This is a genomic window from Streptomyces sp. NBC_01474, assembly GCF_035918215.1.
Classification (GTDB): domain Bacteria; phylum Actinomycetota; class Actinomycetes; order Streptomycetales; family Streptomycetaceae; genus Streptomyces; species Streptomyces aureus.
The window spans coordinates 9,386,153-9,412,489 of record NZ_CP109449.1 but is presented as its reverse complement, the minus strand read 5'-3'; the positions used below and the strand labels follow the sequence as shown (position 1 = coordinate 9,412,489).

Genomic DNA, 26,337 nt, shown 5'->3' with positions numbered 1-26,337 from the left:
AGGACGCTGCTGCGATGCTGCTCATCAACTGCCCATGGTGCGGTCCCCACAACGAGAGCGAATACCACTACGGGGGCCAGGCCCACGTCCCGTACCCCGAGAACCCCGCCGACCTCGACGACCGGCAGTGGGCCGAGTACGTCTTCTACCGGGACAACCCGAAGGGCCCCTTCGCCGAGCGGTGGATGCACAACCACGGCTGCCGCCGCTGGTTCAACGCCCTGCGCGACACGGTCAGTTACGAGGTGCTCGCCACCTACCGGCTCGACGAGCCGCGCCCCGAACCCCGCATCACCGACCCGGCCGGAGAGCAGCGATGACCGACCAGCAGTTCCGGCTCGGCGACGAAGGCCGCGTCGACCGCACCACTCTCCTGCACTTCACCCTCGACGGGAGGGAGTTGACCGGACATCCCGGCGACACCCTCGCCTCCGCCATGCTGGCGAACGGCATCGTGGAGGCCGCCCCGTCGCTCTACCGCGGCCGCCCCCGCGGCATCGTCTCGGCGGGCGTCGAGGAGGCCAACGCCCTGGTACAGCTCGGTGGTTCGTGCTCGGAGGGCATGCTCCCGGCGACGACGGTGGAGCTGTACGACGGCCTGTCCGCGACCACGCTGTCCGGCATGGGACGACTCGACCCGACCCCCGACCCCGCCGTCTACGACAAGAAGTACGTCCATACCGACGTCCTGGTCGTCGGCGCGGGCCCGGCCGGGCTCGCGGCCGCAGCCGCGGCAGCCGAGTCCGGCACGCGCGTGATCCTGGTGGACGACCAGCCTGAACCCGGTGGCGCGCTGTTGTCCGGACGCACTCGGTCGGGGTGGGTGGCCGAGGTCGGCGCGGCGCTCGACGCGGCCCCCGAGGTCACTGTGCTGACGCGCACCACGGTGTTCGGGTCGTACGACGACAACTACGTCCTCGCCCTGGAGCGGCGCACCGACCACCTCGGAGGCGACGCACCCGACCCTTCCTCGGGTGTCTCGCGCCAACGGCTGTGGCACATCCGCGCCCGCCAGGCAGTCCTGGCGACCGGCGCGCACGAGCGCCCGCTGACCTTCGCCGGCAACGACCGTCCCGGCGTGATGCTCGCCGCGTCCGTACGCACGTACCTCAACCGGTACGGCGTGGCCCCGGGCCGCCGGGCCGTGGTCGCCACCACCAACGACAGCGCGTACGACACGGTCGCCGATCTGCACGCAGCCGGCATCGACATCGCCGCCGTCGTGGACGCGCGGCCCGAACTGTCGCGGCCGGCCGCCGAGATCGCGACGGCGACCGGGGTACGGGTGCTGACGGGCAGCGCAGTGGTCGACACCGCGGGCGAGTCCCGCCTCACCGGCGTGACCGTCCAGAGCCTCGACGCGGACGGCCAACTCACGGGCGAGACAGAGGAGTTCGACTGCGAGCTGCTCGCCGTCTCGGGCGGCTGGAGTCCGGTCGTCCACCTGCACAGCCAGCGCCAGGGCAAGCTGCGCTGGGACGACGACCTGGTCGCGTTCGTGCCCGACGGCACCGTGCGGGACCAGCAGGTCGTCGGCGCGGCACGTGGGACGTACGGTCTCGACGGGGCTCTGGCCGAAGGCGCGCGGGCCGGTGCGCTGGCGGCGACCGAGGCGGGCTTCCCCGTTCCGGTGCCCGCGGCGCCGTCCGAGGACGCACGGCCCGACGTCCGCGCCCTGTGGCTGGTGCCCTCCCCCGTCGGCGAACCCGGCACCTGGGACACCCACTTCGTCGACCTCCAGCGCGACGTCACCGTCGCCGACGTCTGGCGGTCCACCGGCGCCGGCATGCGCGGCGTCGAGCACGTCAAGCGCTACACCTCCCTCGGCACGGCGAACGACCAGGGCAAGACGTCCGGCGTCAACGCGATCGGTGTGATCGCCGAAGCCCTCGGCGCCGGCGCGTCACCCGGCGAGATCGGCACCACCGCCTACCGGGCGCCCTACACACCGGTGGCCTTCGCCGCCCTCGCCGGACGGGAGCGCGGGGACCTCTTCGACCCGGAGCGCACCACGTCCGTCCACGGCTGGCACATCGCCCACGGCGCGGAGTTCGAGGACGTCGGGCAGTGGAAGCGGCCCTGGTACTACCCCCGGCCGGGCGAGGACATGGACGCGGCCGTCGCCCGCGAGTGCCGCGCGGCCCGTGAAGGCGTGGCGTTCATGGACGCCACCACCCTCGGCAAGATCGAGATCTGGGGAGCAGACGCGGGCGAGTTCCTCAACCGCGTCTACACCAACGCCTTCAAGAAGCTCAAGCCCGGCATGGCCCGCTACGGCGTGATGTGCAAGCCCGACGGCATGATCTTCGACGACGGCGTGACGCTGCGCCTCGACGAGAACCGCTACTTCATGACCACCACGACGGGTGGCGCCGCCGGGGTCCTGGACTGGCTGGAGGAGTGGCTGCAGACCGAGTGGCCCGAGCTCGACGTCCACTGCACCTCGGTGACCGAACAGTGGGCGACGGTCGCCGTCGTCGGCCCGAAGTCACGCGACGTCATCGCGAAGCTCGCCCCCGAACTCGACGTCTCCGCCGAGGCGTTCCCTTTCATGGCGTTCCGCGAGACGACGCTGGCCTCGGGCATCCCGGCCCGCGTCTGCCGGATCTCCTTCTCCGGTGAGCTCGCCTTCGAGATCAACGTCTCGTCCTGGTACGGCCGAGCCGTCTGGGAGCAGGTGTACGAGGCCGGAAAGTCGTACGACATCACCCCGTACGGCACCGAGACGATGCATGTCCTGCGCGCCGAGAAGGGATTCATCATCGTCGGCCAGGACACCGACGGCACCGTCACGCCCCAGGACGCGAACATGGACTGGGTGGTCTCCAAGCGCAAGGACTTCATCGGGAACCGCTCCTACTCCCGTGCCGACACGACGCGCGCCGACCGCAAGCAGCTGGTCGGCCTGCTGCCCACCGACCGTACGACGCGACTTAACGAGGGGTCCCAACTCATCGCGCGGGACACGCCGTTGACGCCCGAGTCCGGGCCGGTGCCCATGCTCGGCCACGTCACCTCCAGCTATCACAGCACCGCCCTCGGCCGCCCCTTCGCCCTCGCCCTCGTCGCCGGCGGGCGGGCCAGGATCGGCTCGACCCTGCTCGCCCCGGTGGGCGACGACCTGGTGCCCGTCGAGGTCACCGACTCCGTCCTCTACGACCCGGAAGGGACCAAGCGCGATGGCTGAGCCCACGAACGACGCGCGCACCGGCCTGCTGGCATGGCGCGTGAGCCCTCTGGCGCATCTCGCGGAGCGGATGCGGGACGCCGCCGTCACGGGGGCCCGCGGTGTCACGCTGGCCGAGTGGCCCTTCGTCAGCATGGTGAACGTGCGCGTCGACCCCGCCTCCGCGGCGGCGACCCGCATCGAGAAGACCCTGGGAGCACCACTCCCCCGCGAGCACGGCCGGACCACCACCTCCGGCGGCCACACGGCGTTCTGGCTCGGCCCCGACGAGTGGCTCGTGCTGTCCCAGACCGAAGTCGGTTCCGTGGTGGCCGAGTTGAGGGAGGCGCTCGCCACGGATCCGGGTTCGGTCGTCGACGTCTCGGCGAACCGCACCACCCTCGAACTGAGCGGCCCCTCCGCCCGGCAGGTGCTGGAGAAAGGCTGCCCGCTGGACCTGCATCCCCGGGTCTTCGGCCCGGGCCGGGCCGTATCGACCACGGTGGGACCGATCGCGGTCCTGCTCTGGCAGGTCGACGACGGGCCGACGTACCGTCTGCTGCCGCGCTCGTCGTTCGCCGATTACCTGGCGCGCTGGCTCATCGACGCGATGCGCGAATACCGCGGCCCCGAGCTGCCTTGACCGCACCGGGCGCGTTCGGCCCGCACTCGGTCCGCGCCGGCCCCTCCTCGCGCACGGTGGGGCCGACACGGGCGGCCCGGCGCTTCGCCAGCAGCTGGGCCGACCACCGCACGTACACGGACAGCCTCGCCAAGGTCACCACGACCCTGCGCGACACCGGCCGGGACATGAAGGCCACATGCCAGGAGGCCGCCCGCGGGCCTCGCCGTCAACGTCACCGAATGCTGACACCATGACTGATTCCCCGGCTTCCGCCGCGTCCCCCGCCCCCTCTCCTACCGGCCCCGCCACGGCGCCGGCCGAACATGTCCTCACCCTCGACTGCCCAGAGGCGCCCGGCATCGTCCACGCCGTCTCCCGGTTCCTCGTCGAGCACGGCAGCGACATCATCGACAACCAGCAGTTCGGCGACCGCCGGGACGGCCACTTCTTCATGCGGGTGCACTTCGCCGCAGCCGTCGGCGAGAACACCACGCAGTCCATGCGCGACGACTTCGCCGCCGTGGCCGCCCCCTTCGCCATGCGGTGGCACCTCGAACCGGCCGGCACCCGCCGACGCGTGCTGATCATGGTGTCCCGCTACGACCACTGCCTCAACGACCTGCTCTTCCGCACCCGCAGCGGCGACCTGCCCATCGACGTCGTCGCGGTCGTCTCCAACCACCGCGACCACGAGGCACTCGTCACCTGGCACGACATCCCCTTCTTCCACGTGCCGGTCACCACCGCGACCAAGCCTCAGGCCGAGGCGCAACTCCTCGAAATCATCGACTCGTTCGACGTCGACCTGGTCGTCCTCGCCCGCTACATGCAGGTGCTCTCCGACGACCTGTGCACCCGACTGCCCGGCCGGCTGATCAACATCCACCACTCGTTCCTGCCGAGCTTCAAGGGCGCCAAGCCCTACCACCAGGCCCACGACCGAGGCGTCAAACTCGTCGGCGCGACGGCCCACTACGTCACCCCCGACCTCGACGAAGGCCCGATCATCGCCCAAGAGGTCATCAGCGCCGACCACAGCCACACCCCCGAGGACCTGGCCGCGATCGGCCGTGACGCGGAATCGGCAGCCCTGGCCCGCGCCGTCCGCTGGCACTGCGAGGGCCGGGTGTTCGTCCAGGGGAGGCGCACGGTGGTACTCCGCTGAGGGGATGGCCAGAGGGCCAGGGGGTCAGAAACCGGCCGTGGGCCTCACGTCCTTCTGGCTGTTCGCTGCCTCCACGTCGGTTCCCACACCTCGACGTCAGGGGTTCGTGCGTGTGTCGTCTCCAGGTGGGCGCGGAACGCGTCGAGCACCGGATGCCGGTTGTCGCCGCGCCAGATCAGTGACATCGGGTAGACCGGTGTCGGGTTCCGTACCGGGATGCGCCGCAGGTCGTAGCTGTCGGGCCAGAGATAGCGCGACCCTTCGCCGACGAGGGTCGCCAGGTCGGTGGAGTCGGCGATCTCGTCCAGGAGCGCCTCGTTCCCGAAGACGGGCCCGACGACGTCGATCGTGAGCCCGAACGCGGCGGAGAACTCGTCGTAGTAGTCGGCCCACTCGGTGCCGGGTGCCATGCCGGGCATCCAGATGCGGTGTCCGGCGAGTTGTGCGGGCGTGACGCTGTCGGCGTCGGCCAGCGCGTGGGAGGGTCCTACGAGCAGCTCGTGCGGGTCGTCGATCACTCGGGCGGTCTTGATCGAGGCCGGCAGGTGGTGCTCGGGGACGGTGATCGCGTGGAACGTCGCGTCGATCGTCCCGGCTTCGACGGCGGCGATCGCTGTGTCGACGTCGGCGTTCAGGGTGACGACGTCGAGCTCGATCTCGGGACGTGTGCGGTAGAAGTCCTGGAGGAGCACGGCCGGAGCGATCCGCCGGTTGAGGACGTCGACGCGCAGGGGGCGCCGGCCGGGGCGCACGGAGGCGTCGGCCCGGTCTTCGGCCCGGAGGAGTTCGCGGGCGTGGGGCAGGAACGCCTGCCCGTCGATGGTGAGCTCGGCTCCGCGCGGGGTGCGGGTGAACAGGCGTACTTCCAGATCCTTTTCCAGCACAGCGATGCGCTTGGAGACGGCTTGCTGGGTGATCGACAGTGCCACGGCGGCTTCCTGGAACTGGCCGGCGTCCGCAGCCGCGACGAAGGTGCGCACAGCGTTGAGATCCACCCGCCCACTCTATTCACACAGCGTCCGGGTGGCCGGAGAGCGGTGCGCTGCCGTGCCCACGGCCACAGCGTTGGCGGCAATGATCACGGCGATGGCCGTCCATGATGCCGGGTCGAGGTGCTGACCGAGTATCAGGAGGCCCACCAGTGCCGCGCACACCGGGTTGACGCTCATGAAGATTCCGAAGAAGTGGGCGGGGACGCGTCGCAGGGCGAGCAGGTCGGTGAGGAAGGGCACTGCGGAGGACAGCACACCGGCCGCGAGCGCGCACAGAAGTGCGGGTGCGGTGGGCCGGTGCAGCCACAGTGCGGTGATGCCGACCGGAACATAGAGAGCGCCGGAGACGAGTGCGGCGGCCGCCGACCCTTCGATTCCGGGCAGGCGCTGCCCCACGGTCCGGTTGAGCAGGATGTAGCAGCCCCAGCACACGGCGGCGAGCAGGGCCAGGGCGATGCCCAGGTAGTCGGTGCTGGGCCGGGGCCGAGTAAGGACGAGTACGGCCGCGCAGGCGACGAGCGCGCAGACCAGGTCGACGCGGCGGCGGGAGCCGGCCAGCGCGACGGTGAGCGGCCCGAGGAACTCCAGGGTGACGGCCAGGCCGAGCCCGATCCGGTCGATCGCCATGTACAGCGTCAGGTTCATGATCGCGAACACCAAGGCCAGTCCCACCACCGGCCGCCATTGCGTCGCGGTGAATCCGCGCAGGTTCGGCCGACCGGCGCTCAGCAGCACGCCGGCGGCCACCCACTGGCGCACCGCGACCACGCCTACCGGGCCCAGAACCGGGAAGGCGAGTGCGGCGACGGAGGCTCCGAGCTGGTTGGACAGACCGCTGCCCAGCATCAGGGCCACGCCGGACCAGCGAGGTGAGGTGACCTGCGGTGCGGTGGACACGGTCGGCTCCGCGCGGGCATCGGTTTTCATGCCGCGACCATCCGCCTGACGGGCTCATACGCAAAATGCATCTGATGCCGGACCTATACGCTGGGCGTATGGATGGTTCTTGGGGTCTGGAGCTGCGGCACCTGCGGTGTCTGGTCGCGATCATCGACACCGGAAGTTTCACCGACGCCGCGATCGAACTGGGCGTCTCCCAGGCGTCGGTCTCCCGCACCCTGCTGGCCTTGGAGCGGATCCTCGGTGTACGGCTGCTGCACCGCACCAGCCGTACCGTCACTCCCACGACCGCCGGTGTAGAGGTCCTGGCCCGCGCCCGGCACATGCTCGCCGATGCCGACGAGCTGGTCCGTCAGGCCACCACCGGTCACACGCGTCTGCGGATCGGCCACGCCTGGTCCGCGATGGGGCGGCACACCGCCGAGTTCCAGCGTCGCTGGCGCGACCGCTACCCCGACGTCGCACTCCACCTGATTCGCCACAACACCCCCACCGGCGGGCTTGCCGAGGGCCTGTGTGACATGGCCGTCATCCGGACCGTCATCGACACCCGGCGTTACGCTCATGCGCTGGTCGGTCACGAGCGCCGCTACGTCGCCCTGGCCTCCGACGACCCGTGGGCCAGGCGCCGCGGCATCCGCCTGTCGGAGATCCGCGAGCGCACCCTCGTCGTGGACCGCCGCACCGGCACCACCACCTTGGACCTGTGGCCCGAAGGGGTTCGCCCCGACGTGGAGTACATCCAGGACGTCGACGACTGGCTCGCCGCCATCGCCACGGGCCGCTGTGTCGGCATCACTCCGCAGTCGACCGCCACCCAGTACCGTCGCGACGGCATCGCCTATCGCCTTCTGCGCGACACCGAACCCGTCCCCGTCCACCTCATCTGGCCCCAGCAGAGCCCGCACCCCGCCACCCACGCCGCCGTCGCCCTGCTGGCCGACCTCTATCGGGAGGACGCACGAAGTCCAAGGGCGTGAAGGGCTCAGCGGTACGACCTGCCCAGCAGCACGTGGAATGCAGGTGCGGCAGCCGCGCCGCGCTGATCTCACGTCAATCGGTCACTGCTCCCCTCGGGCCTTGAGCCAGTTGGCGGCCCTGGTCGCCGATGCCTGGGACAGCCAGGCGTCCTGGACGACTTCGGTCAGTTCCGTGAGGGTGAGTTCGCCGATCCGGCCGGCCATCCTCCACCTCGTACGGAGCACGGTGTCGACCTCCGTCACATGTCGCGCGAAGGCAGCTGCCCATTCCTACTCATCGGGACGCAGGAACGGCGAGCGCCTGAGAAGGAGTCGGCGAGGTCAACCATCAGGCGCTGTTCGGCCGGGGGCCGAGTTGGGCATCGACGCGGCCCTCGCTCCGGAGACCCGAGCACGGGCGAGGACCGCGGCCGACACGATGTGCACCGAGGCCGGCGAAGGCCGAGCACGGCACGAACGTCACGCAGGCAGTCGCTCCAGCAGCGCCGCGAAATCGGTGTCCGGCGGCAGTGTTCCGAAGGCGAGTCCGCGGTCCCCGGCGAGCCGCGAAGCGCAGAACGCGTCCGCGACGGCGGCCGGTGCGTGCCGCACCAGGAGCGCACCCTGCAGCACGAGTGCCGCGCGTTCGATGACCCGGCGGGCCCGCAACGGCGCGTCCTCGGTGAGGACGAGTTCGCCCTGCAACTCCTGCCAGGCCGCGTCGAGCCGCTGGTCGCGGCCCGCCGCCGCCTCGATCTCCGTACGGAACGCCTCCAGGGACTCGGGCTCACGGGCCAACGCGCGGAGCATGTCCAGGGCGTTGACGTTGCCGGAGCCCTCCCAGATGCCGTTGAGCGGCGCATCGCGGTACAGGCGTGGCATACCTGACGCCTCGTCATATCCGTTGCCGCCGAGGCATTCCAGGGCCTCTGCCACCGCTACGGGCTGCCGCTTGCACACCCAGTACTTGCCGACCGCCGTGGCCAGGCGCAGGAAGGCTCGCTCGCCTTCGTCGCCGCGCTGGGCGCGGTCGGCGGCGCCGGCCAGACGCAGCGCGAGCGTGGTGGCGGCCTCGGACTCCACGGCGAGGTCGGCCAGTACGTTGCGCATGAGCGGCTGGTCGATGAGCTTGGCGCCGAACACCGAGCGGTGGCGGGCGTGGTGGGCGGCCTGGGCGAGGGCGGCGCGGGTGCCGGCGGCGGAGCCGAGGACGCAGTCGAGCCGCGTCATGGTCACCATGTCGATGATGGTGCGGACGCCCTTGCCCTCGGCGCCGACGAGCCAGGCCACGGTGTCGTCGAACTCGGGCTCGCTCGACGCGTTGGAGCGATTGCCGAGCTTGTCCTTGAGGCGCTGGATGCGGAAGGTGTTGCGGCTGCCGTCGGGCAGGACGCGCGGGACCAGGAAGCAGGACAGGCCGCCGGGTGCCTGGGCGAGCACGAGGAACAGGTCGTTCATCGGGGCGCTGGTGAACCACTTGTGACCGCGCAGACGCCAGGTGCCGTCGGTCTGTTCGGTGGCGGAGGTGGTGTTGGCGCGCACGTCGGTGCCGCCCTGCTTCTCCGTCATCCCCATGCCGGCGAGCAGGCCCCGCTTGCCGCCCGGGGTGTGCAGACCGGGTTCGTAGACACGGCTGGTGAGCAGGGGTTCGTAGATCTTGGCCAGGTCGGGGGCGTGGCGCAGGGCGGGGACGACGGCGTACGTCATGGAGACGGGGCAGCCGTGCCCGGCCTCGGTGCTGCTCCACACCATGAAGGCGGCGGCCCGCGCCACATGCGCACCGGGCCGTTCGTCCGCCCACGCGCTGCCGGCCAGGCCTTCGCCGACCGCCACGTCCATCAGGGCGTGGTACGAGGGGTGGAAGTCGACCTCGTCGATGCGGTTGCCGTAGCGGTCGTGGGTGCGCAGCACCGGCTCGAAGCGGTTGGCCTCGTCGGCCCAGCGCTGCACCTCCTCGCTGCCCGCGCGGCGGCCGATCCGGTGGAGGTCGTCGAGAGACCATGCGGCGCCCTCGCGGCGCACGCCCTCCAGGAGGACCGGGTCGTCGGCGATGTCGTGGCCGGCCAACGGCGGTACCTGGTTGGTCACTTCGTGCGTCACGGCGGTGGGATTGCTGGACATGGGGCCTCCTCCGGGGGAGAGCGTGGGAATCAGGCGGTCGGGGCGCCCGCGCAGCGCAGCGCCGCGGCGGTGAGGTCGGTGAGGAGTTCCTCGGTGGCGTTCTCGTCGGGGGTGCCGAGCGGGTCGACGAGCACTTCGCCGATGGCTCCGGTCAGGGCGGCGGCGGTGATCTCGGCGTTCTGCTGGGGCAGTCGGCCTGTCGTCGTACCCTCGCGTACCACCTCGGCCCACAGCGCTCGGTAGCGGCGGCGGAAGTCGAGTCGCTCGGCGCCGACCGCGGGTTCGGCGGGGGCGGCGAGCAGGGCGTAGGCGAGGCCGCGGTTCTCCAGGGCACGGCGGGCGAAGACCTCTACGCCGCGGCGGAGCCGTTCGACGGGGTCTCCCGGACCGTGCAGCACCTCGCCCAGGACCTCGACCTCGCGTCCCGCGGCGCGCCGGAACACCTCCACGGCGAGCGCCGCCTTGGAGGGGAAGTGCTGGTACACGGAGCCTGCCGCGATGCCCGCCGAGTCGGCGACGGCGGTCACGGACGCCTGTGACCAGCCCACTTCCGCCACGACCGAGGTCGCGCAGGAGATGAGGCGCTCTCTCGCGGCTTCGAGCCGACTGATTTCGGCTGGGGTCTTGCGGTAGGCCATGAAAGAAGTGAACCATGATTCAGAGTTTCCCGCCACGGTCGGTTCCGTCGGCCCGGCTCGTCAGGAGAACGTGATGCACCTCAGTGCCCTGCTGGACAGAGTGGTTCGCTCGGCCGGCGACAAGGAAGCGGTCGTCTACCGCGAACAGCGGTGGAGCTACCGGGAGTTCGACGAGGCCGCCCGGCGCGCCGCGACGGCACTGACCGAGGCCGGGCTGCGGCCGGGCGACCGTCTCGCGGTGATGACGTACAACACCCCCGCCTTCCTGTTCGCGGCGTTCGGTGCCTGGTACGCGGGCGCCACCCTGGTGCCGGTGAACCACAAACTGCAGAAGGCCGAGGTGGCGCGCCAGCTGCGGCACTGCGGGGCCCGGCTGGCGCTCGTCGACGCGGAGATCGGCGAGCGTGCGACCTCGGCCGACGTGGAGGTGCCGTGGCTGGTCAGCCACCCCGACGCGGACGCGGACACACGCCCGGCGGACTGCTTCGAGTCCCTCATGGCGCGCGCCGAGCCTCGGCGCGCGGAGCCGGGCCCGGACAGCGACATCGCGCAGATCCTCTACACGTCGGGCACCTCCGGGACCCCCAAGGGCTGTGTGCACACGCACCGCGGCATCGTCCTGACCGCCGGGCACACCGCGGACACGATCCCCCTCGTCCACGACGACCGGTTCCTGATCTGCATGCCGATCTGGCACGCGTCCCCCCTCAACAACTGGACCCTGGGCACGCTGCTGCGCGGGGCCACGGTCGTGCTGCAGCGCGAGTACGACCCGCGCGGCATGCTGGAGACGATCCAGCACGAGCGGGTCACCGCGATGTTCGGGTCGCCGATCGCGCTCATCGCCCCGGTGCAGGCCGTCGCCGACTTCGCCGACTTCGACCTGACGTCCGTACGCGCCTGGATCTACGGAGCCGGGCCTCTGGACGCGGACACCGCGCGCCGGCTGATGAAGGCATACGGCTCGCAGGACTTCCACCAGGTGTACGGGATGAGCGAGATGGGCCCCGCGGGGACCTCGCTCTCCCCCGCCCAGCAGGTGACGAAGGCCGGATCGATCGGGTGCCGTGGCATGCCCGGTGTCGATCTGCGGGTCGTACGCCCCGACGGCGCGGATGTCGGTTCGGGCGAGACCGGGGAGATCTGGCTGCGCTCGGAGAGCCGGATGGTCGGCTATCTCGACGACGAGGCCGCCACCGCGGAGGTGTTCGCGGGCGACTGGTACCGCAGCGGTGACCTCGGCCGGGTCGACGAGGACGGCTTCGTCACGATCGTGGACCGGATGAAGGACGTGATCATCACCGGCGGCGAGAACGTGGCCTCACAGGAGGTGGAAGGCGCGCTGCGCGGCCATCCGGACGTGCTCGACGTCGCCGTCGTGGGCCGCCCGCACCCGCAGTGGGGCGAGACCGTGGTGGCCGTCGTCGTGCCGCGCGACGGGGCGGACCTGGACGTGGCGGGCATGCGCACGTGGCTCGAGTCGCGGATCGCCCGCTACAAGATCCCGCGCGAGCTGGTACTGCGCCGGGAGCTGCCGCGTACGCCGTCGGGGAAGATCACCAAGCATGTGCTGCAGGCCCAGCTGACCGACCCGGCGCGCTCGGTGAGCGGCTGAGCTGCCACATCCCGCGGGCCGTGCCCCGTACGCGTCACGGCGTAGGGCCGCGTGGGGGCTCGCATGACGGAGGAACAGGTGGAGCGGGCACGCCGGGGTCCGGGGCGGCCTCGCCAGGAACACGTCATGCGAGCTGTGCTCGACGCCGTCGTCGACCTGGTGGCCGCGAGCGGTATGGCCGCGCTCACGATGGACGCCGTCGCGGCCCGCGCCGGGGTGAGCAAGCCGGCCATGTACCGGCGCTGGTCCACCAGGCAGGACCTGGTCCTCGCTGCCGCGGAATCGCGGATCGGGCCGCGGACCGTGCCCGGCATGGGGGACTTCCGGGCCGGGCCGCGGGCCGTCCTGACGGCGCGCACGAAGGCCTGCCGGCAGCCGGGGATCGACCGCCTGCCGGCCAGTGTGAGGGGTTCCGCCGCCGAGGCGGGAGCGGATCGCCGCGCCCGCCGTACTTCGTCACCAACCGCACCGGACGCACGACGACGGAACGCCTCACGGCCCACGCCACCGACCCGCGGGCGAGCAGGCTGCCGGGCATTTTCGCGTCGGCCCTGCGCGGCTGAGTGGGTTCCGATCTGCCGAGTGCGCAGTTCCCCTCAGCCCCGCGTCGTCACCAGGCCTCCGTCGCGGGTGACTGGGGCAGGTGCGGTGTGATGTCACGTTCCCGGGCCCGCAGGCGCAGGGCGAGCAGGGGGAAGACGAGGACCGAGATCATCGCCGCGCCGACCAGGGCCGCCGCCTCGCTCTTCTTCACGACACCGTCGTCCACGCCGATCGCCGTGATGGCCACGACGAGCGGAAGGCAGGTGGAGGAGTAGATCGTCAGCGCCCGGCGGCTGAGCGGTGACAGGTCCCGCGGCGCGAGTACGTACGTCGGCAGTCCCCGTACGACCATGAAGAGAACGAGGAAGACCGGCAGCAGCAGGAGTGCGCGACCGCCGTCGAGGAGCGAGGCGAGGTCGAACTCAATGCCGGTGACGATGAAGAAGAGCGGGACGAGGAAGCCAAAACCCATCGCCTCCACCCTCGTCAGAATCTCCTCGCTGCTCTCCGGCGCCGAGCTCTGGAGCACGAGCCGGGTGAGCAGTCCGGCGGCGAAGGCGCCGAGGAGCACGTCGAGGCCGAGTACCTGCGACAGCGCCAGCATCGCCACCAGGAGCAGCATCACGAACCGGACTGCGAACTGCGCGCTGGTGTGCAGGGTGCTGCGGATGATCCGGCTGAACCACGGCCGGCGCGGGCGCAGGGCCAGGAACACGGCACCGGCCGTGATGGCGGCGAAAACGGCGAGAACCACCGTGGCCGCCCCTGGTCTGCGGCCGCTGAGCAGCACCGCCATGGCGATGATGGGCCCGAACTCGCCGACCGCCCCGAACGCCATCATCACCGTGCCGAACCGGCCCTCCAGATCCCCGCTGTCCCGCAGGATGGGCAGCACCGTACCCAGCGCCGTACTGGTCAGCGCGGTGCCGATGATGACGGCGCGCGCCCAGTCCACACCCGTCAGGGCCAGCGCCACACCCAGACCCAGAGCCAGGGAGGCCACCCAGGCCCAAACGGATCGGCGCAGCGTGTCTCCCCGGATGGCGGCGAACTGGATCTCGTACCCGGCCAGAAAGATGAGCATCGACAGGCCGAGGTCCGAGAGGACGTCGATGACCTCTCCTCCGTGCGCCCAGTCGAGTACGTCGGGACCGATGAGGATCCCCAGCACGATCTCGAAGATGACCACGGGGATGCGGATCCACCGGCCGACGCCGTGCGCCAGCAGCGGTGCCAGAACGGCGGCCGCCATGATGAGGATGAGCGTTCCCGCCTGTCCCACACCGTCCCCCTGTTCCGCGCCGGATCATGCTCCTCCGACGATCGGTGAGGCGGGCGTCCGGCGCATGCGAGAGCGGACCGTGCGGGTGAGGACGCCGCCGAGGGAGCCGGGGTTGGTGGTACGAGCCCACGACAGCCCGTGCGGACCAGCCCGTTCCGCACCGGCCGCCGTGAGCCGGGGCGCACCCGATTGCCCCCAGGACCGAGCCCCGCACACCTTGCAGCCCGACTCGCCCGGACCGCTACGTGTCTCCTTCCAGCCGGTTCAGCCGAGACGCGTTCAGCCTCGCGGCCTGGCGCGTGAGGTGGTCGCGCTCGGCGAGGGTGGGTGCCTTCCTGGCCGCCTCCGCGTACAGCCGTGCCGCCGTCGCCAGGTCGCCGGCGCGCTCGTGGAGATACGCAGCCACCGCCGTGTGGCGCGGCAGCGAGTCGTTCAGCTCCGCGAGCGCCGCCAGGCCGGCGCGTGGTCCGTCGGCCTCGCCGACGGCCACTGCGCGGTTGAGCCGGACGACCGGGCTGTCCGTCAGATGCGCGAGCTCGTCGTACCACTCGACGATCTGCACCCAGTCGGTCTCCTCGGCTGCCGGCGCGTCGGCGTGGAGCGCGGCGATGGCGGCCTGAGCCTGGAACTCGCCCAGGCGGTCGCGGGCGAGGGCCGTCTGGAGGATCTCGACCCCCTCGGCGATCGACTCGGTGTCCCAACGGGCGCGGTCCTGCTCGGCGAGCGGCACCAGGCTGCCGTCGGGCGCCGTACGGGCGGCGCGCCGGGCGTGGTGGAGCAGCATGAGGGCGAGCAGCCCCCTCACCTCTGGATGGTCGATCGCGGCCGCGATCTGCCGGGTGAGGCGGATGGCCTCGGCGGCGAGGTCCACATCGCCGGAGTAGCCCTCGTTGAAGACCAGGTAGAGGACGCGCAGCACGGTGGCGACGTCGCCGTGCTGGTCGAACCGCACGCCGGAAACGGTGCGCTTGGCCCGGCTGATGCGCTGCGCCATCGTCGCCTCGGGCACCAGGTAGGCCTGGGCGATCTGGCGGGTGGTGAGTCCTCCGACGGCGCGCAGGGTGAGCGCGACGGCGGAGGACGGCGTCAGCGACGGGTGTGCGCAGAGGAAGTAGAGCTGGAGCGTGTCGTCCGTCGCGGGCGCGGGGCCGGGCGCCGGTTCCTCTTCGACGAGGTCCTCACGCCGGCGGCGGGCGGCGTCCGACCGGGTCGCGTCGAGGAACTTGCGCCAGGCCACGGTGACCAGCCAGCCCTTCGGGTCCCGCGGCTGCTCGACGGGCCAGACACGGACCGCCTCGACCAGTGCGTCCTGTACGGCGTCCTCGGTCGCCGCGAAGTCGGCTCCGCGGCGGACGAGGATCGCGAGCACGCTCGGTGTGAGGCTTCGGAGCAGGGCCTCGTTCACCTGAGAGGTCACGTGGGAAGTCACTCCGTGATGGTGGGCGGCTCGGTCAGGAACGGGCGCAGCTCGAGCCACTCGTGGATCGGCCTCCCGCCCGCCCCGGGGGCGGCCGACAGTTCCCCGGCCAGTTCGACGGCGCGCTCGTAGTTGTCGACGTCGATCACCATCCAGCCGGCGATGACGTCCTTGGTCTCGGCGAACGGTCCGTCGGTGACCGGCGGGCGCCCCTCACCGTCGTACCGCACCCACGCCCCTTCGGGGGCGAGCGCCTGACCGTCGACGAACTCGCCGGACTTCTCGAGCCGGTCCGCGAAGTCCCGCATGTACTGCATGTGCGCCGAGATCTCCTCGGGCGTCCACTGCTCCATGGGGACGTCGTTGACCGCGGCCGGAGCTCCCCGGTAGTGCTTCAGCAGCAGGTACTTGGCCATCGTGTTCTCCTCGGTGGTGGTGCGCCCCATTGTGGTCGCGTTCACCCCGGGGACGGAGCGGGCCACGGATTCTCGACATCGCGGTCGAAGTTTTTTTCCGGTTCTCGTGGATGGTCTCGGTGGACGGCGTCTCCCGGACCCAGGCCGATCCAACGCCGCCCATCTTGGGGTCAGTTGTTTCGCAGGGCGGCGAGGGTGGCGTTCAGGTCGGTGCGGTCCGTGCGGTTGTAGGGGAGCTTCCCGAGCAGGGTGGCCATGGCGCAGCTGTTGGAGAGCGCGGAGTAGACGAGGCCGGCGGCGATGCCTGCGGAGAGCAGCTGGAAGGCGGGGTGGATCACCAGGCCCAGGAGCAGGCCGAGGAGGACGACGGAACCTGCGGTCAGGCGGACTTGGCGCTCCATGGCCCACTTGGGTGCCGCGGTGACGGCGGATCGGTGAAGGTCTCCTCCCGCCGAGGCCCAGGCGGCGGTTCCGCCTTCGAGGCTTGCGGCGGGGATGCCGTTACGGGACAGGGTGACGCTCGCGTTCTGCGAGCGGGCGCCGGAAGCGCAGACCACGAGCAGGTCACTGCGGTCGGCCGCCTCGCGGAGGGTGGGCAGTGCGTGTTCGAGGTCGTCGAGGGGGATGTTGTGGGCGCCGGGCAGGTGTCCGCCGGCGTACTCACCGGGGGTGCGTACGTCGATGACGACCAGGGTGTGCAGACGTTCCCGGACGGCGCCGGTGGTGAGGGTGGTCGTATGCATGGGTTTCTGTCCTTCGGTTCTGGCGGGGCTGGGTCAGATGAGGCTGTCGAGGAGCATGAAGGCGGCAACGGCCAGCAGGACGTAGGCGAAGACGTGCTGCAGGCGGTTGCCAGAGATCTTCGCCGCGAGGCGCTTGCCGTCCCAGGCGCCGAGGATCGCGGCTGCCGTGAAGGGGGCGATGACGGCCCAGTCGAGGCTGTCGGCGGTACTGGTGCGGGTGGCCAGTGCGGCGAGCGAATTGATGACGATGACCAGGAGGCTCGTGCCGACGGCGGTCTTCATTCGCAGACCGAGGACGCCGACCAGGGCGGGTACGGCGAGGAACCCTCCGCCGACGCCGAGCACCCCTGTGACGGCGCCGAGCCCGGCTCCGGATCCTGCCGCTCTGGGCGGCCGCACGGGGCGGTCTTGTGCGGGACTTCCTTGTACGGGGCCGTCTTGTACAGGACTGCCTTGTACGGGGTCTTGTGCTGGGCGGCCGGGACGGAGCATCCGCCAGGCGGCGAGTGCGGCTGTCACCGAGAAGGCGATGGTCAGTGCGGTGGCGGGGATGTGGCCTGCCACGAGGCCGCCGAGCATGGCGGGGCCGATTCCCGCGGCGGCGAACAGCAGTCCGGGCCGCCAGCGGACGTTGCCGTCCCGGGCGTGAGCGGCCAGTGAGCTGATGGATGTCAGGGTGACGATGATCAGGCTCGCGGTGGTGGCGGCGACGGGGGTGAAGCCGAGCAGGTAGATCAGTGCGGGCACGGCCAGGACGCTGCCACCGCCGCCGAGTCCGCCGAGGGCCAGGCCGACCACGGCGCCCGCGACCAGGGCAAGGATGAGCACGCTCATATGTGATCGGGATTGGGGCCGAGCCCGGCATTGAGGCCGAGGCGGGGATGGAGGCCGAGGCCGGGGCAGAAAAGGGACATGGCGGGACCAGGACTCCTACTGATTTCGATCAAGGGGCTCAGGCGGCGGCGTGGACGGTCAGGCCGGCCTCTGCCGCCCGGTCGAAGCCGTCGTCGACGGCGACCACGTCGCGCCCGGCCGCGTCCAGCAGCGAGGCCGCGATCCCGGCCCGCATACCGCCGGCGCAGTGCACCCACACCTGCCCGGCGGGCACCTCGTCGATCCGCTGGTGCAGTGCGTGTACGGGAATGTGGACCGAGCCCTCGACGTACCCGCCGGCGCGCTCGGAGTCGCGGCGCACATCCAGGACCACCGGCGGCACCTCTGACCGGGACAGTTCGGCGGCCAGGTCGGCGAAGACCGCCCGACGGAACGACGCCGGAACCTGGCCGGGGCGCAGCCAGTCGGACGGGCTGCCGGTGGCTGCCGCCGCGGGGTGGTCGATCCCTACCCGGACCAGTTCGCGCTGGGCCTCGGCGAGCTGCTGGGGCGTTTCGGCGAGCAGAGTGACGGGTTTGCCCCACGGGATCATCCACGCGAGGTAGGTGGCGATCTTGCCGTCGGCCTCGAAGTTGAACGAGCCCGCGACATGCCCCTGGGCGAACGCGACGCGGTTGCGCAGGTCCACGACCCATTCGCCGGCTGCGAGCCGCACGCCGATCTCCTGAGCGTCCGCGCGCCGGGGTGCGGTCAGGTCGACGGGCTCCGGGCCGGCGGAGTTGGCCGGGGCCATGTGCGCGTAATAGGCGGGGACGTCCTCCAGGCCGGCCAGCAGACCGGCGAGGAAGGAGTCGACGTCCTGGAGCAGGGCCGCGTTCACGGCCTTCTCCCGGCCGATGGTGCTCGCCTCACCCTCGGCCTGCCCGGAGGAACAGAAGCTGCCGAAGCCATGGGTGGGCAGGATCGAGGTGTCATCGGGCAGCTCGGCCGCGAGGCGGTGCGCGGAGGCGTGCTGGGCGCGGGCCAGGTTCTCCGTGAGGCGCGGTTCGACCAGGTCGGGGCGGCCCACGGTGCCCATCAGCAAGGATCCGCCGGTGAACGCGGCGACCGGCGTCCCGGCTTCCTCCAGGACGTACGCGGTGTGGTGCGGGGTGTGGCCGGGTGTCGCCAGGGCCCGCACGGACAGTTCCTCGTCGATCTCGTTGACGTCGCCGTCGTGGACCGGGACACGGGCGAAGGCGACCTGCGCGGCGGCCGGCACGAGGTAGGCGGCGCCGGTGACCCGGGCCAGCTCCAGGCCGCCCGTCACGTAGTCGTTGTGGATGTGCGTCTCCACCACATGCGTGATGCGCACGCCGCGGCGCGCGGCCGCCGCGATCACCTGGTCGATGTCACGCGGCGGATCGACCGCCACCGCGGCCCGGGAGCCCCCGGCCAGGTAGTGCCGGTTGCCCAGACCCTCGATCTCGATGGTGTCGACGAAGAACATGTGCCGTTCACTTCCTCTGATGAATACCCCCCCGGGTATTGATTTCACCGTAGCAGATTACCCCCGGGGGTATACTCGAAGGAGATTTCGCCCCGTTCATCCGGACCCGGGGTCCCCGGCACCGTGCCCCGGCCGCGAACGAGGCAGCGGGCAGACTGGACCGCGCGCTCGTCCAACTCACCAAGGAGCCCTACGGATGACCCCGAACGTGCCGAACCCGGCCCCCAAGGCCACTGCGGCCACCACCGCCGACGACGAAGCCTCCGCGCGCGCAGTGCTCAACCGCCTGCGTCGCGCTCAGGGGCAGCTGGCCGGAGTCATCACGATGGTCGAAGAAGGCCGCGACTGCCGGGACGTCGTCACCCAGCTCGCCGCCGTCAGCCGCGCGCTGGACCGCGCCGGCTTCAAAATCATCGCGGGCCGGATGCGCGAATGCCTGACCGCCACCGAGGACGGCGGCACCCCCGCCATGAACGAGGCGGAGCTGGAAAAGCTCTTCCTCACGCTGGCCTGATCACAGACCTGGGGGTGGGACACAGCGCCCCACCCCCAGAAACACCCCCACCCCCAAAAGCACCCTCCACGCAGACGACAACGCCACCCTCTGAGCGCACCATGCCGCCCGCACTCGCGGCGCGTCGGCGCACGCCGTGCCGGGGCGGGACAGCCCACGGAACTACTGTCGACCGCATGGACGGTGATCGCGGAACATGGCGCAGGTGTTCTCTTGCCGGCGCGGTGTTTGCCGTGTGTATGGCCGGGACCACCCTGCCGACCCCGCTCTACGGGCTCTACCAGGACAAGTTCGGGTTCTCCGAGCTGACGGTGACCGTCGTCTATGCGGTGTACGCCTTCGGGGTCATCGGTGTGCTGTTGCTGGCCGGCAACGCATCGGACGCCGTCGGGCGACGGCCGGTGCTGTTGTGGGGGCTGGCGTTCGCGGCGGCCAGCGCCGTCTGCTTCCTCAGTGCCACCGGGCTGGGGTGGCTGTACGCCGGGCGACTGCTCTCGGGGTTCGCCGCCGGGCTGTTCACCGGGGCCGCCACGGTGCACGTGATCGAGTTGGCTCCGCGCGGCGGTGGCTCCCGGGCCACGTTCGTGGCGACCGCGGCCAACATGGGCGGGCTGGGCTGCGGTCCGCTGCTCGCCGGACTGCTCGCCCAGTACGCCGCCTGGCCGCTGTACCTGCCCTTCGCCGTGCACCTCGCCCTGGTGGCCGTCTCGGCCGCCGTGCTGCTGTGGCTGCCGGAGACCGTGGCCGAGCGGCGGGCGCTGAGTACCGTACGGCCGCAGCGACCCAGCCTGCCCCCGCAGGTGCGGCCGGTGTTCGGGCCAGCCGCGATCGCCTCGTTCGTGGGATTCGCGTTGTTCGGGGTGTTCACCTCGGTCAGCCCGGCGTTCCTCGCCGAGTCCCTGGACGTGGACAACCACGCCGTGAGCGGACTGGTCGTCGCGCTCGCCTTCTTCGCCTCGACGGCGGGGCAACTGGCGGTCACCCGGGTCGGGATGGACCGGTCCCTGCCACTGGGCTGCGGCGCACTCCTCGCCGGTCTGGCGCTGCTCGCGGGCGCGCTGCGATGGGACCTGCTGCTCCTGGTGGTGCTGAGCGCGCTCGTCGGCGGTACGGGGCAGGGGCTGGCATTTCGCGCGGCGCTCGGCGCGGTGGCCGAGGCGTCTCCCCCGGACCATCGCGCGTCGGTGATCTCCACGCTGTTCGTGGTGGCGTACGCGGGCATCTCCGTACCGGTCATCGGTGTCGGAGTACTGACCGGCCCGATCGGCCTGGAGGGTGCCGGGCTCGTGTTCATCGCGGTCATGGCGGTCCTGGTGTCGACCGCGGGTGTCTACCTGGTCCGACGGCCGCGTCATACGACACCTGAGCACGTACGCCCTGCCCCGTAGCGTCCGCGACCGGCGTGATCGGGCGGCAGCCGGCGCAACGAAGCCCCGCCCACATCGTTGATCAACCTATGAAGATCACCATCGCCCGGCGGCAGCTGCGCCTCATGGCGGCGACCGTCTCCGCCCTGGCACTGGGACTTGCGGGCGCCGGAAGCTCGCCGGCCGCGAGCTCCGCCGCGGCTGATTGCCCAACGGCGCAGCTCTTCGCCACCAACAACACCGCGGTCATCACTGACCCGGACGACCCCAGGCTCCACACCCGTCTCACACGCTTCGACCACGAACTGCGCGGGATCATCCGCGCCAACGGGGCCACCCCGGTCGCCTCGAAGCTCCTGGAGGGAGTCTTCTGGTCCGGCGATCTCAAGCAGGCCACGTACGAGCGCTCACGCGAGTTCGACATCAACAGGGTCGGCCGTGACGGGCTCAACCACATCGCCGGTGTCATCGCCAAGACGTACCGTCAGGAGTCCGTGCTCACCTTCGGCTGTCTGCCGCGCACATCGCCGGAGACGGACGCACTCGAAATCGAGGCGCCCGGCGTCAGCGCGAACCGGCTGCACGACGAGCTGGTCGCGGACCCGGTGGCCCGCGACGAACTCGGCGGCGGCTCGGTCACCGTCGACGGCCGCCTCATCCTCATCGCCCCGCTCGCCGACCTGCCACTGGCCCGGGAGTTCACCGCCAAGCTCGGTGTCGACTGGCGGACGACCCAAGTGCACTACGGGGACAGGGAATTCGTGAGCCACATCAGGAGCGTGCCGGCACTCTCACGGCCTAAGCAGCACCGGCGCGCCCGTGCGGCCCCGCGGGGTGCTCGGCCGGACCGGGTGCCGGCCGGACCCCAGCGTGGCCGTTGAGCGCATAGGCCATCTGGTACCGCGCCTCTTCGGCCACCAAGCGGGCCTCCGCCACGACGTCACCGCGTTCACGTACCAGACTCTCGTAGACCGGCAGATGATCGTTTCCGGCTGAGTTGTGATTCACAGGGCTGGTCCTTATCGGTATGTGGGGCTGCCGTCCGGTAATGCGGGCTCAATCGCGGTCACACGCGGTTGAGTCGCGCGGCGATCCCATGCCCGACCAGGAGGTAAATCACTGCCGGCAGACCGTAATTGAGGAGAACGCGAAGGCCTTCTGTGTCCATGGTGAAAACATCCTGTGCCCACCCGGCAAGCCAGTCGGCCGTTCCGTGCACGAATCCGACGAAGACGTTGTCCTGGTTGGCTTCGAGCAGGTAGAGCAGAATCCACAGCCCCAGGAACACCGCGGCTATGTCAGCGATGGTGTGGATGACCAGCCCCGCCCGCCGGGCACCGCCCTCGCGCCGCTCAGGGCGCCGTGGCGGCTGCGGGGGCTGCTGGTACTGGTCGTAGGGGTGGGGCGGTCCGGCCATCGGGTCGGTATTGCTCACGGGAATCCAATCTGACGCGTCACCTTGCAGGCTGAGGCAGGGGCGGACATCGCTACTGACTCTTTCAGGCAATCGCCTGCCGCACCACGCGCACAAGGCGTCGCACGGGGCCCGTACAACTCTGCGTCACGCAACCGCCGTAGCGTTACACGGCCATCGGAATATCCCAAATATGGCCAGGTAATCGGCAACTTGCCCAAATGTGTGAGTGGGGGATCCATTTCACCGTCGAACACCTCACACCGGTGTGCTCATTTCGTGCACTCCTCGTGACGCCTTCATGTGAATACCTCACTTGCCGTTCACGTTGCCGCAGACGATGAGATTCGGCGATCTTCTCCCGGGCCAACTCATAAGCAGTATCAACCGTTTCGGCGTCCATGAAGGCACCCGATTCCGCCGGGTCGGGATGCTCATGTCGCCGCCCGCAGCCGCCCGCCCGGAGCACGCCCCTGAGCCACCGGGCGCCGTCACCCGACGCCGCGGCGTGTGACGTAGTGCACCTGGATGTCTGGAGTGCAGAGGTGGCATGATCCGGGAGCGTGACGCCCCGCAACCCGACAGTTCGCCCATTCCGGGCGACGGAAGGACATGCGCATGTTCCGTAAGGTGCTCGTCGCCAATCGCGGAGAAATCGCGATCCGGGCGTTCCGCGCCGGCTTTGAGCTAGGGGCTCGAACCGTCGCGGTGTTCCCCCACGAGGACCGCAACTCACTGCACCGGATGAAGGCGGACGAAGCCTACGAGATCGGCGAGGCCGGGCACCCCGTACGGGCCTATCTCTCCGTCGAGGAGATCATCCGTGCGGCGCGCAAGGCGGGCGCCGACGCCATCTATCCCGGGTACGGCTTCCTGTCCGAGAACCCCGAACTGGCCCTCGCTTGTGAGCGTTCCGGCATCACGTTCGTCGGGCCGAGCGCGGAGACGCTCGAACTGACCGGGAACAAGGCGCGCGCCGTGGCCGCGGCCCGCGCGGCCGGCGTCCCGGTCCTTGGATCCTCGCAGCCCTCCACCGACGTCGACGAACTGGTCCGGGCAGCCGACGAGCTCGGTTTCCCGCTCTTCGTGAAGGCCGTGGCCGGGGGCGGCGGACGCGGCATGCGGCGCGTCGAGGACGCGGCGACACTGCGCGAGTCGATCGAGGCGGCGGCCCGTGAGGCCGAGTCGGCGTTCGGCGACCCGACCGTCTTCCTGGAGAAGGCCGTCGTCGAACCCCGGCACATCGAGGTGCAGATCCTCGCCGACGGCGAGGGCCGGGTCATCCATCTCTTCGAGCGCGACTGCTCCTTGCAGCGGCGCCACCAGAAGGTGATCGAGCTGGCCCCCGCGCCGAATCTCGATCCCGAGGTACGCGACCGGATCTGCGCCGACGCCGTGAAATTCGCCCGGCAGATCGGCTACCGCAACGCGGGCACCGTGGAATTCCTGCTCGACCCCGCCGGCCGGCATGTGTTCATCGAGATGAATCCGCGGATCCAGGTCGAGCACACGGTGACCGAGGAAGTCACCGACGTGGACCTCGTCCAGGCCCAACTGCGGATCGCCGCCGGCGAGACGCTGGACGACCTCGGCCTGTCCCAGGACACCGTCCGCCTCCACGGTGCCGCGCTGCAGTGCAGGATCACCACCGAGGACCCGGCCAACGGTTTCCGCCCCGACACCGGCAAGATCAGCGCCTACCGTTCCCCCGGCGGCTCCGGCATCCGGCTGGACGGCGGCACCACCCACGCCGGTACGGAGATCAGCGCCCACTTCGACTCGATGCTGGTCAAACTCACCTGCCGGGGAAGGGACTTCGAGACGGCGGTCGGCCGGGCCCGGCGTGCCGTCGCCGAGTTCCGCATCCGTGGCGTGTCGACGAACATCCCCTTCCTCCAGGCCGTGCTCGACGATCCCGACTTCGCCGCCGGACGCGTCACCACCTCGTTCATCGAGAAGCGGCCCCATCTGCTGACCTCCCGTCACTCGGCGGACCGCGGCTCGAAGTTGCTCACCTACCTCGCCGACGTCACGGTCAACAAGCCGCACGGCGAGCGCCCCCCACTGATCGATGCGGCGACCAAGCTGCCGCGGCTCCCCGAAGGCGCACCGCCCGCCGGCTCCAAGCAGAAGCTGACCGAGCTCGGCCCCGAGGGCTTCGCCCGGTGGCTGCGCGCCTCCCCCACCATCGGCGTCACCGACACCACGTTCCGGGACGCGCATCAGTCACTGCTCGCCACCCGGGTCCGCACCAAGGACCTGCTCGCCGCGGCACCGGCCGTGGCGCAGACGGCGCCGCAGCTGCTTTCGCTGGAGTGCTGGGGCGGCGCGACCTACGACGTCGCGCTGCGCTTCCTCGCCGAGGACCCGTGGGACCGGCTCGCCGAACTGCGCGCGGCCGTGCCCAACATCTGCCTGCAGATGCTGCTGCGCGGCCGCAACACCGTCGGCTACACGCCGTACCCCACCGAGGTGACCAACGCCTTCGTGGAAGAGGCGGCCGCAACCGGAATCGACATCTTCCGGATCTTCGACGCCCTGAACGACGTGGGTCAGATGCGGCCCGCCATCGACGCGGTGCGGGAGACCGGCTCGGCGGTCGCGGAGGTCGCCCTGTGCTACACCTCTGACCTGTCCGACCCGTCGGAGAAGCTCTACACGCTCGACTACTACCTGCGTCTCGCGGAGCAGATCGTGGACGCGGGCGCCCATGTGCTCGCGGTCAAGGACATGGCAGGGCTGCTGCGCGCTCCCGCGGCGGCGAAGCTCGTCTCCGCGCTGCGCAGGGAGTTCGATCTGCCCGTGCACATCCATACGCACGACACCGCGGGTGGCCAGCTGGCCACCTATCTCGCGGCGATCCAGGCGGGCGCGGACGCGGTGGACGGAGCGGTGGCGTCGATGGCGGGCACCACCTCGCAGCCGTCTCTCTCAGCGATCGTCGCCGCCACCAACCACTCGGAGCGGCCGACCGGTCTCGATCTTCAGGCGGTCTGCGATCTGGAGCCGTACTGGGAGAGCGTGCGCAAGATCTACGCGCCGTTCGAGGCGGGCCTGTCCTCACCGACCGGCCGCGTCTACCACCACGAGATCCCGGGCGGCCAGCTCTCCAATCTCCGGACGCAGGCCATCGCGCTCGGTCTCGGCGACCGCTTTGAGGACATCGAGGCGATGTACGCCGCCGCCGACCGGATCCTCGGCCATCTCGTGAAGGTCACCCCTTCGTCCAAGGTGGTCGGCGACCTCGCACTGCACCTCGTGGGGGCCGGGGTGTCGCCCGAGGACTTCGAGGCCGAGCCGAACTCGTTCGACCTCCCGTCCTCGGTCATCGGATTCCTGCACGGCGAGCTGGGTCTGCCGCCCGGCGGGTGGCCGGAGCCGTTCCGCACCAAGGCGCTGCAGGGACGCGCGGGCCCCGAGCCGATGCGCGAGCTGTCCGCCGAGGAGCGCGCCGGACTTGCGAAGCACCGGCGGGCGACACTGAACCAGCTGCTGTTCCCCGGCCCGACCAAGGCCTTCGAGAACCACCGGCAGGCCTACGGCGACACCAGCGTGCTGGCGAGCAAGGACTTCTTCTACGGCATCAGCCCCGGGCGCGAGTACTCCGTGGACCTGGAACCCGGCGTCCGGCTGCTCATCGAGCTGGAGGCCATCGGCGAGGCGGACGAGCGCGGTGTGCGCACCGTGATGGCCACGCTGAACGGTCAACTGCGGCCGATCCAGGTTCGGGACCACTCCGTGGCCTCCGACATCCCGGTGACCGAGAAGGCTGACAAGGCCAACTCGAACCATGTCGCGGCGCCGTTCGCGGGTGTCGTGACGCTGGCGGTGACCGAGGGCGACACGGTAGAGGCCGGTGCGACCGTGGCCACGATCGAGGCGATGAAGATGGAGGCCTCCATCACGGCCCCGAAGGGTGGCACGGTGTCCCGGCTCGCCATCAACGCGATCCAGCAGGTGGAGGGTGGCGACCTGCTGGTCGAACTCGCCTGACGCCTGATGCCTGACGCCCCGGGCCAGTCGCACTGCGGCTGCCCGGGGCTTACGCGTCACTGGGTCGGGCGGTTTCGGCGTGGTCTTTGCCCCTCACCGGCGTATGCAGGACAGCAGCTGACCTCAATGCCCCATAACGTGCTT

Annotated in this window: 24 protein-coding genes; 12 read left to right on the top strand and 12 right to left on the bottom strand. The window is 70.7% G+C overall.

The window, feature by feature from the left end; translation table 11 throughout:
* Positions 1-14 precede the first annotated feature (14 nt).
* From OG758_RS43120 to purU, 5 genes are read left to right on the top strand one after another with little or no spacing between them, the layout of a single operon-like run.
* On the top strand, positions 15-320 hold the full coding sequence (locus OG758_RS43120; RefSeq protein WP_326714869.1) for a sarcosine oxidase subunit delta: 306 nt from the start codon (positions 15-17) through the stop codon (positions 318-320).
* Positions 317-3,187: a sarcosine oxidase subunit alpha family protein gene (locus tag OG758_RS43115; protein ID WP_326714868.1), complete on the top strand. Its 2,871-nt coding sequence runs from the start codon at positions 317-319 to the stop codon at positions 3,185-3,187. The genes OG758_RS43120 and OG758_RS43115 overlap by 4 nt, the downstream gene beginning before the upstream one ends.
* Positions 3,180-3,809 carry a sarcosine oxidase subunit gamma gene (locus tag OG758_RS43110; protein WP_326714867.1) on the top strand — a complete coding sequence of 210 codons (630 nt, stop codon included), beginning with the start codon at positions 3,180-3,182 and terminating at the stop codon, positions 3,807-3,809. Before OG758_RS43115 ends, OG758_RS43110 begins: the two co-directional genes overlap by 8 nt.
* The gene (locus OG758_RS43105) at positions 3,806-4,045 is read left to right on the top strand and encodes a hypothetical protein (protein WP_326714866.1); all 240 of its coding nucleotides are present in this window, start codon (positions 3,806-3,808) and stop codon (positions 4,043-4,045) included. Before OG758_RS43110 ends, OG758_RS43105 begins: the two co-directional genes overlap by 4 nt.
* Positions 4,042-4,956, top strand: a complete 915-nt coding sequence (purU, locus tag OG758_RS43100) for a formyltetrahydrofolate deformylase (RefSeq protein WP_326714865.1) — start codon at positions 4,042-4,044, stop codon at positions 4,954-4,956. The genes OG758_RS43105 and purU overlap by 4 nt, the downstream gene beginning before the upstream one ends.
* A 44-nt stretch (positions 4,957-5,000) precedes the next feature.
* On the opposite strand, the gene OG758_RS43095 is transcribed toward purU, so the two are convergent.
* Entirely contained in the window at positions 5,001-5,951 is a 951-nt protein-coding gene (locus OG758_RS43095; protein ID WP_326714864.1) for a LysR family transcriptional regulator, read from the bottom strand.
* Between the two features lie 9 nt (positions 5,952-5,960).
* Complete coding sequence (locus tag OG758_RS43090) at positions 5,961-6,875, bottom strand: EamA family transporter (protein ID WP_326714863.1); 915 nt, start codon at positions 6,873-6,875, stop codon at positions 5,961-5,963.
* Positions 6,876-6,943: 68 nt separating this feature from the next.
* On the opposite strand from OG758_RS43090, the gene OG758_RS43085 reads away from it, so the two are divergent.
* Positions 6,944-7,828, top strand: a complete 885-nt coding sequence (locus OG758_RS43085) for a LysR family transcriptional regulator (protein ID WP_326714862.1) — start codon at positions 6,944-6,946, stop codon at positions 7,826-7,828.
* Positions 7,829-7,909: 81 nt separating this feature from the next.
* Here OG758_RS43085 and OG758_RS43080 read toward each other — a convergent pair whose 3' ends face one another.
* The 3 genes from OG758_RS43080 to OG758_RS43070 form a co-directional block, all read right to left on the bottom strand.
* Positions 7,910-8,032: a hypothetical protein gene (locus OG758_RS43080; protein ID WP_326714861.1), complete on the bottom strand. Its 123-nt coding sequence runs from the start codon at positions 8,030-8,032 to the stop codon at positions 7,910-7,912.
* Positions 8,033-8,287: 255 nt separating this feature from the next.
* The gene (locus OG758_RS43075) at positions 8,288-9,928 is read right to left on the bottom strand and encodes an acyl-CoA dehydrogenase family protein (protein ID WP_326714860.1); all 1,641 of its coding nucleotides are present in this window, start codon (positions 9,926-9,928) and stop codon (positions 8,288-8,290) included.
* Positions 9,929-9,957: 29 nt separating this feature from the next.
* Entirely contained in the window at positions 9,958-10,566 is a 609-nt protein-coding gene (locus tag OG758_RS43070; RefSeq protein ID WP_326714859.1) for a TetR/AcrR family transcriptional regulator, read from the bottom strand.
* Positions 10,567-10,639: 73 nt separating this feature from the next.
* Between OG758_RS43070 and OG758_RS43065 the strand changes: the two genes are divergently transcribed.
* Both OG758_RS43065 and OG758_RS43060 read left to right on the top strand, forming a co-directional pair.
* Positions 10,640-12,181, top strand: coding sequence for a class I adenylate-forming enzyme family protein (locus tag OG758_RS43065; protein WP_326714858.1), 1,542 nt, complete (start codon positions 10,640-10,642; stop codon positions 12,179-12,181).
* Between the two features lie 63 nt (positions 12,182-12,244).
* Entirely contained in the window at positions 12,245-12,835 is a 591-nt protein-coding gene (locus tag OG758_RS43060; RefSeq protein ID WP_326714857.1) for a helix-turn-helix domain-containing protein, read from the top strand.
* Here OG758_RS43060 and OG758_RS43055 read toward each other — a convergent pair.
* From OG758_RS43055 to OG758_RS43030, 6 genes are all read right to left on the bottom strand, one after another.
* A complete protein-coding gene (locus tag OG758_RS43055; RefSeq protein WP_326714856.1) occupies positions 12,792-14,006 on the bottom strand; it encodes a cation:proton antiporter in 1,215 nt (404 codons plus the stop codon). The genes OG758_RS43060 and OG758_RS43055 overlap by 44 nt on opposite strands.
* Positions 14,007-14,247: 241 nt before the next feature.
* Positions 14,248-15,411, bottom strand: coding sequence for an RNA polymerase sigma factor (locus OG758_RS43050; RefSeq protein WP_326716226.1), 1,164 nt, complete (start codon positions 15,409-15,411; stop codon positions 14,248-14,250).
* A gap of 20 nt (positions 15,412-15,431) precedes the next feature.
* Positions 15,432-15,839, bottom strand: coding sequence for a YciI family protein (locus OG758_RS43045; protein WP_326716225.1), 408 nt, complete (start codon positions 15,837-15,839; stop codon positions 15,432-15,434).
* Between the two features lie 170 nt (positions 15,840-16,009).
* Positions 16,010-16,582: a rhodanese-like domain-containing protein gene (locus OG758_RS43040; RefSeq protein WP_326714855.1), complete on the bottom strand. Its 573-nt coding sequence runs from the start codon at positions 16,580-16,582 to the stop codon at positions 16,010-16,012.
* Positions 16,583-16,615: 33 nt separating this feature from the next.
* Positions 16,616-17,416, bottom strand: a complete 801-nt coding sequence (locus OG758_RS43035; protein WP_326714854.1) for a sulfite exporter TauE/SafE family protein — start codon at positions 17,414-17,416, stop codon at positions 16,616-16,618.
* A 118-nt stretch (positions 17,417-17,534) separates the two neighbouring features.
* Entirely contained in the window at positions 17,535-18,905 is a 1,371-nt protein-coding gene (locus OG758_RS43030; RefSeq protein ID WP_326714853.1) for an MBL fold metallo-hydrolase, read from the bottom strand.
* Between the two features lie 196 nt (positions 18,906-19,101).
* Here OG758_RS43030 and OG758_RS43025 point away from each other — a divergent pair, with 196 nt between their 5' ends.
* The 3 genes from OG758_RS43025 to OG758_RS43015 all read left to right on the top strand — a co-directional run bounded on the left by OG758_RS43025 (position 19,102) and on the right by OG758_RS43015 (position 21,667).
* Positions 19,102-19,419 carry a metal-sensitive transcriptional regulator gene (locus OG758_RS43025; protein ID WP_326714852.1) on the top strand — a complete coding sequence of 106 codons (318 nt, stop codon included), beginning with the start codon at positions 19,102-19,104 and terminating at the stop codon, positions 19,417-19,419.
* Between the two features lie 176 nt (positions 19,420-19,595).
* Positions 19,596-20,807 carry an MFS transporter gene (locus tag OG758_RS43020; RefSeq protein ID WP_326714851.1) on the top strand — a complete coding sequence of 404 codons (1,212 nt, stop codon included), beginning with the start codon at positions 19,596-19,598 and terminating at the stop codon, positions 20,805-20,807.
* 68 nt (positions 20,808-20,875) lie between these two features.
* Positions 20,876-21,667: a hypothetical protein gene (locus OG758_RS43015; protein WP_326714850.1), complete on the top strand. Its 792-nt coding sequence runs from the start codon at positions 20,876-20,878 to the stop codon at positions 21,665-21,667.
* 185 nt (positions 21,668-21,852) lie between these two features.
* Here OG758_RS43015 and OG758_RS43010 read toward each other — a convergent pair whose 3' ends face one another.
* A complete protein-coding gene (locus tag OG758_RS43010; RefSeq protein ID WP_326714849.1) occupies positions 21,853-22,221 on the bottom strand; it encodes a hypothetical protein in 369 nt (122 codons plus the stop codon).
* A 597-nt stretch (positions 22,222-22,818) separates the two neighbouring features.
* On the opposite strand from OG758_RS43010, the gene OG758_RS43005 reads away from it, so the two are divergent.
* Entirely contained in the window at positions 22,819-26,193 is a 3,375-nt protein-coding gene (locus tag OG758_RS43005; RefSeq protein WP_326714848.1) for a pyruvate carboxylase, read from the top strand.
* Positions 26,194-26,337 lie beyond the last annotated feature (144 nt).